General features: G+C 61.8%; 5 protein-coding genes. 1 reads left to right on the top strand and 4 read right to left on the bottom strand.

Features of this window, described 5'->3' with window-relative positions; genetic code table 11:
- Positions 1-85: 85 nt before the first annotated feature.
- The 4 genes from ACTICP_RS15685 to ACTICP_RS15670 all read right to left on the bottom strand — a co-directional run bounded on the left by ACTICP_RS15685 (position 86) and on the right by ACTICP_RS15670 (position 3807).
- Positions 86-1405: an MFS transporter gene (locus ACTICP_RS15685; protein WP_441461722.1), complete on the bottom strand. Its 1320-nt coding sequence runs from the start codon at positions 1403-1405 to the stop codon at positions 86-88.
- A 113-nt stretch (positions 1406-1518) separates the two neighbouring features.
- A complete protein-coding gene (locus tag ACTICP_RS15680) occupies positions 1519-1842 on the bottom strand; it encodes an ArsR/SmtB family transcription factor (RefSeq protein WP_441893946.1) in 324 nt (107 codons plus the stop codon).
- A 305-nt stretch (positions 1843-2147) separates the two neighbouring features.
- A complete protein-coding gene (locus ACTICP_RS15675) occupies positions 2148-3392 on the bottom strand; it encodes an MFS transporter (protein ID WP_441893944.1) in 1245 nt (414 codons plus the stop codon).
- A 7-nt stretch (positions 3393-3399) separates the two neighbouring features.
- The gene (locus ACTICP_RS15670; RefSeq protein WP_441893942.1) at positions 3400-3807 is read right to left on the bottom strand and encodes a hypothetical protein; all 408 of its coding nucleotides are present in this window, start codon (positions 3805-3807) and stop codon (positions 3400-3402) included.
- 319 nt (positions 3808-4126) lie between these two features.
- On the opposite strand from ACTICP_RS15670, the gene ACTICP_RS15665 reads away from it, so the two are divergent.
- The gene (locus tag ACTICP_RS15665) at positions 4127-5212 is read left to right on the top strand and encodes a glycosyltransferase (protein ID WP_441893940.1); all 1086 of its coding nucleotides are present in this window, start codon (positions 4127-4129) and stop codon (positions 5210-5212) included.
- Positions 5213-5301: the final 89 nt, after the last annotated feature.

The raw sequence follows: 5301 nt of genomic DNA, 5'->3' as shown, positions 1-5301 counted from the left end.
GACCCTGCGTGACGAGGAAAGCTACGGTCGCGTAACTGTCCTACAGGGTGGTCCTCAAGACGACAGATCTGTCGCATTGAGGTGGCTAGTTTCGTGCAGCCAGTCTACTTTTCTTGCGCGGCACGCTTGCGCTCTCGAGATGGCGTGCGCTGCTCCGCAGGCCCACCCAGGCGATCCCCGTGACGAGGACGATCCCGGCGATCATGAGTAGCGCTGCATGGAGAGCTTCAGCGTAGGCGGCGGGAGCACCGGGGTGGCCAGCGGCTACTCGCGCCGCGAGCTCAGGGTCGTCGGCCAGGCTAGAGGTGACGAGGGCGGCAAGGGTCGCTGAGTAGGCAGCCACAGCCACCGCCTCTGACCCGATGCGTACGAAGTTCAGCAGGCCCGCCGCGCTTCCGCTTGACTCCTCGGGAACCTGGCCGAGCGCTTCGGCGTCCACGAGCCCTAGAGGTAGCCCGAACCCGAGGCCGAGCAGTAGCATCGGCGCGAGGATCAGGACGATCGATCCGCCTGGGCTGAGAAAGAGTAGCCCCAGGGCCCCCATGATCAGAGTTAGAAAAGACGTCACGAGCACGGCAGTGCTACTCAGTCGCGTCCGAGACATGAGAGCGCCCACTGCTAACGGGGACACCATGACCGGCGCAGTCGCGAGCAACATGAATGCTCCTGACGCCGCCGCCGACATGCCCCGGACCGCCCCGAGGGCGTTGGGGAGGTAGGTCAGTAGCGTGACAAAACCGACCGCTCCCGCTACCGGCACGAGGAGCATTGCGGTGAATCCCCGGTGACGCAGTAGACGGAGATCCAGCAGAGGTGCCCGTCCTCCCGGCCGCTCTGCCCGCACTCGGGGCACGTTGCCTGAGCCGATCAGTGCGAGCGCAAGCATGAGCGCCTGCACTCCGAATACCCCGCGCCACCCCACCAAGTCAACGAGTGACCCGGACACGCTGGGGCCCAAAGCGAGACCGATTCCGTTCGCCGTCCCAAAAAATGCGAACGCTCGCGTGCGCGCCGTTCCTTTCCATCCGCCGGAGATAGTCGCGGATGCGCCGGTGAGCACAGCGGCGGCACCAGTCCCGGCTACGATGCGAGCGGCATCGAGCAGCAGCAGGCTCGGGGCAAGAGCGCTGCCAAGCGCCCCGACAAGGACGATGGCCACCCCTGCGCGAAAGGTGCGGTCGTGGCCCACACGGTCAGCGAGGGAACCCCAAAATAGGGTCATCACCGCGAAGGCCAGGTTGAATCCGTTGACCACGCCCTGCAGCTGCCAAGGTACGGCTCCGAGGTCGTCGCTCACCGCTGGCAGGGCTACCGCTGTTCCTGCGATGGATAGGGGGATCACCAGTTGCGCGAGCAGGATGACGGGAAGGGCGAGAAGGCGGGGTTGACGAGCGGTGTTGTTCATAGCAGTCCCATAGGTTCGATACATGACGAACCTATGGGAGCATGCAAGCAGGTGCGATGTCAATCGAACCTTGTGATTGGGTTACCTCTCATCTGTGAGCGGTCGCGCCAGACTCAACCCGCCGATCCGTCCTCGATTTCCACTAAGGCGAGCAGGCCTGGGAATCGGCGTTCGACGTCGTCGCGGCGCAGTGTCACTCCGCTCATGTTTCCGCGGTCCACCTGGTGAACGAGGCCCGCTTCGCGCAGCACTTTGAAGTGATGAGAGCGTGTGGATTTTGAGACCGGCAGGCCAAAGCTCGTGCACGTTCGCCCTGTCCCATCCTCGCTGCGCACGAGCTCGCGCACCACATGGCGACGATGATCGTCTGCGAGAGCCGCGAGCACATCGGCTAGGCGCATCTCCTGGGCCGTGGGCTGGGTGCACTCGTCCGGCATGACGCCTCCTGTCTTTGGTTCGCCCCCCATCGTACCTCCGACCCTTGGGGCCGCCGGAAGCTTGGTTGGCCTCAACGGCCCGTAACGGTGGGGTATACCCCACGAGGCAGATCTGTCTCAGAACGGCCGTTTTGGACCCTGTGGAACAGGGAAGACTACGGTCGCGTAACTGTCGCGCAGGGTGTGCCTCAACGCGACAGAAGTGTGTCGTTAAGATCCCTAGTAAGGTGCATCGGTTCCGTTGGCGCAACGCATCTGAGAGCGACGAGGGAGGAGGCACCTCGCCCAATGGGCTAACGGTATCGTCAGTCCGCTGGTTGACGCTCTTGGTGCTCGTCAGTGACGAAAGCATCCATGTCTACCTCGACGGCGGCCCTGCGGAGTGCCAGGCTCACAACGAGCGCCACAGCCAAGGTGCCTCCCCCCGCTAGCAGCAACGCTCCTGGGGGGCTGGCGACCGCGACTACGGCACCGGCCGTGGCCATGCCAATCAGGCCAGCAGCTTGGTTTAGTGACCCGATGGCAGAGAGGGCGCGCCCCCGAAGTGATTCAGCCACGCTCTTAAAGACAATCAACCGGATCGCAATGACCTGCACTGCGTTGGCAATGCCTGCGCAGCCGAAACCGATCCCTGCCGCAATTGAAGACACCCATAAACCGGGAAGGGTCAGCCCTGCACCCATCAATACAGTTGACAGGACAAGGGTGCGGACGGCGAAATTCGGAGTTATGCGACCACCTATCCACGACCCGACGATTCGTCCAAAGATAAAAAATTGACCGAGGATAGCGTACCAGAACGGCGAGAGATCCAAGGTCTTTAGGCCGTAGAGTACCTCGGCTACAGAATAGATCGATGTGAAAACTACAGAAGCCATGAGCCCGATAAGCGCATATCTCTGCAGTTGGCCAGAGAAGAGAGCTGTTGGGGTTTCCTTAACTTGCGCCCACCACGATCGCGGCTTCTTTGCACTGCTCGATCGAGTGTTGCCGACGAATCCGAGGAGCGTTGCGGTGAGCACGAGAGCCGCTGCGGCGCCAAGGAAGACGCTTTGCGGGCCCACCCAGGCCACTAGGGCTCCCCCCGAGACGGGGCCAGCGAGCGATCCGATCAATCGCGCGGTGTCCATCCGGGCGAACGCTCTGACCCTGTGGTTCTCCGAGTCACCTGGATTCTGGTTGCTCTCGGCTAAGAGGAGGAGCGCGGGCCCGTCGAGGATCCCGACCAAAGATATCGCGGCTAAGAGTGTGAGGGCTGCCCAGGTGCTGTCGATGAGCCCGCAGGTGCCGGCGAGGGTGGCCTGGACGGCCAAAGATATGCGCACGATGCGGCGAGGACTGATTGTGTCGAGCAATGGGGCTAGAAGCGGTGCAAGCGCAATCTGCGGGATAGCCCTGCTAAGAAGCGCGAGAGTGACGGTCCAGCCGCCCCGCCCATGCGTCGCCGCGAGAACCATGACGGCGATTGTGATAGCGGTCGTCGTGTAGGCGTTGACGCCGTAGACGATGGGCAGGGCGGCCTTCGCGAAACGCGTACGGGAAGTGAGCATGTGCTGGTCAGGCGCCGACCGGTTCCTTCTTCCAGTGGGTCACGTTGAAGTCCTCGACCGACACTCCGAGCTTCTCGAAGAGATGCCCATGGAACCTGCCCTCGAAGGTGTTCTTGTGGTTCTGGTAGTAGTCCTCGTCGTACCAGACCACACCGAAATGAACCTTACCGCCTCCAGACTTGTTCTCTTCACGCCAAACGATCGTCCAGTCGTAGGCCGGCAGCTCTCGCCCATCCTTGGGTGGCGCAGCAAGGCGACCGTCGGACTCCTCGATCGCGTCCAGGCAACGGTCCATCGTCTCCACGTCCTTGAGGGAGATGGTCACCTGAGACTCGGCGACAGGGGTACGCCCCCTGCGTCGCTCCTCGGTGTTGCCGCCCCACGACACCAGTTCGGTCTGATCCTGAATGAACATCGCAACTCCTTCAGTTGTCGTACCCTGTGTGACTCAGGCCACGTAGGCTAGGTCTGCACCGTACATAGATCCGGGCGTCGGGGGGTCGTGTTTGGCAAACAACCCTTCCGCCCTCCACTTGCAAGGGCGGGCCGTTGCCCTCAGGAGGAACGACTTGCAGCTGCTCTCAATCGCGGACAACATGACGGACGCTGAGGCTCTCCTCGGTGGCGACGCCGGAAACCCAAACAATGGCCGCCAGGGTGTCGCCGGCGCACTGAGAGACCAATGGCGCGAAGGGGGACGGGTTGGGCAGTGGTGCATCTTGACTCCACGCGGGATGTACAACGTGTTCACTGGTGCGCCTCTTGCGTCACAGAATTTGCCCTCGGATGCCGAGCGACTCGTGCTGTTCGATGCTCAGCGGCAGTATGCCGATAGGCTCTCTATTTTTCGATGCATGCACGAACTTAGGGCGCCCATTGTTACAATGGGGCACAGCATCGGTTATGGCCCCTCCGCATTTCGGATTCAATCCGATGCTTTTTGGAAACCCGTGCGGGGGGATGTGCAGATTTTTCCAAGCTCTGCTGCTCGCACGGCATCGCGATCGATGGAACGTGAGCTCTTGCGTCTGTCGGGCTGCTCGATGCGCGAACGAAAGCGCGTTGTAGTCCCGTACGGAATTAACGAACCCATGGCCCCACCAAAGGATCCGCCAAACTTTGGTGATCATGGGTACCTCCTGACGGTTGGACGCCTAGATCCGCACGACAAGTTCGACTTCGAGTCCTATGCTCGAGCGGTTGGTGCTCTCGTTGCCAGCGGCGGTCCCGCGAGTGCTCCGGCGATCGTCATTGCTGGGAAGGAGCGCGACGAGGCGTCCACTGCGGCGATCGCGCAGATGTTCGCGAAGCATGCCCCTGGCGCGCAACTATTGGTTATGCCGGACGTATCCGAGAGAGATAAGTGGGATCTGTACTGGGGTGCGCGAGCGCTTGTACACCCCACAAACTCCCATGCAGAAAGCTACGGGCTCACGTTGGGTGAAGGTGCAGCGGTGGGTCTACCTATTATCGCAACAGACTTTTCCGGTCAGCCTGAGGCCATTCGAGGATACAGTAACGCCTACTGGGTTAAGGGGGCTTGGCGGCACGACGCGTTCAACGAGGACGTCCTCGTTCAGTATGGCTTTGGTGTTGCTGGCGCTGTTGATGCGGCGGATCTTGCTAATGGGATCAGGTGGTCGCTCTCCCTCGGTGTTGGCGAGAGGGAGCCGAGACGTTTTGTCGACAGTGCGCTCTTCGCGGAGAAGGTCGTTGCTGTTCTCGACGGCGCCCTCAACTCGTACGCTTCAAATCCGGATCCTGGCGGAGGAGTGCAGGTGTCCCGGTTTGCGGATTCTTTCGGTGGGTACTGGCTGTAGGGCTCCCCGCAATATTCGCACCGCTTCACGGTGGCTGTGGCGATGGCGGCCGGATCGCGACCCTTGAGAGTGTCGCGTTGGGGTATACC

This window comes from Microbacterium sp. (genome assembly GCF_052102115.1).
Taxonomy (GTDB): domain Bacteria; phylum Actinomycetota; class Actinomycetes; order Actinomycetales; family Microbacteriaceae; genus Microbacterium.
The sequence above is the reverse complement of the archived record's forward strand: the minus strand, read 5'-3'. Positions and strand labels throughout refer to the sequence as shown.

Coding starts and splice junctions, on each gene's coding strand:
- ACTICP_RS15680 (WP_441893946.1), bottom strand. CDS start 1,842: ATGCCGGACGAGTGCACCCAGCCCACGGCCCAGGAGATGCGCCTAGCC.
- ACTICP_RS15665 (WP_441893940.1), top strand. CDS start 4,127: ATGTACAACGTGTTCACTGGTGCGCCTCTTGCGTCACAGAATTTGCCC.
- ACTICP_RS15675 (WP_441893944.1), bottom strand. CDS start 3,392: ATGCTCACTTCCCGTACGCGTTTCGCGAAGGCCGCCCTGCCCATCGTC.
- ACTICP_RS15685 (WP_441461722.1), bottom strand. CDS start 1,405: ATGAACAACACCGCTCGTCAACCCCGCCTTCTCGCCCTTCCCGTCATC.
- ACTICP_RS15670 (WP_441893942.1), bottom strand. CDS start 3,807: ATGTTCATTCAGGATCAGACCGAACTGGTGTCGTGGGGCGGCAACACC.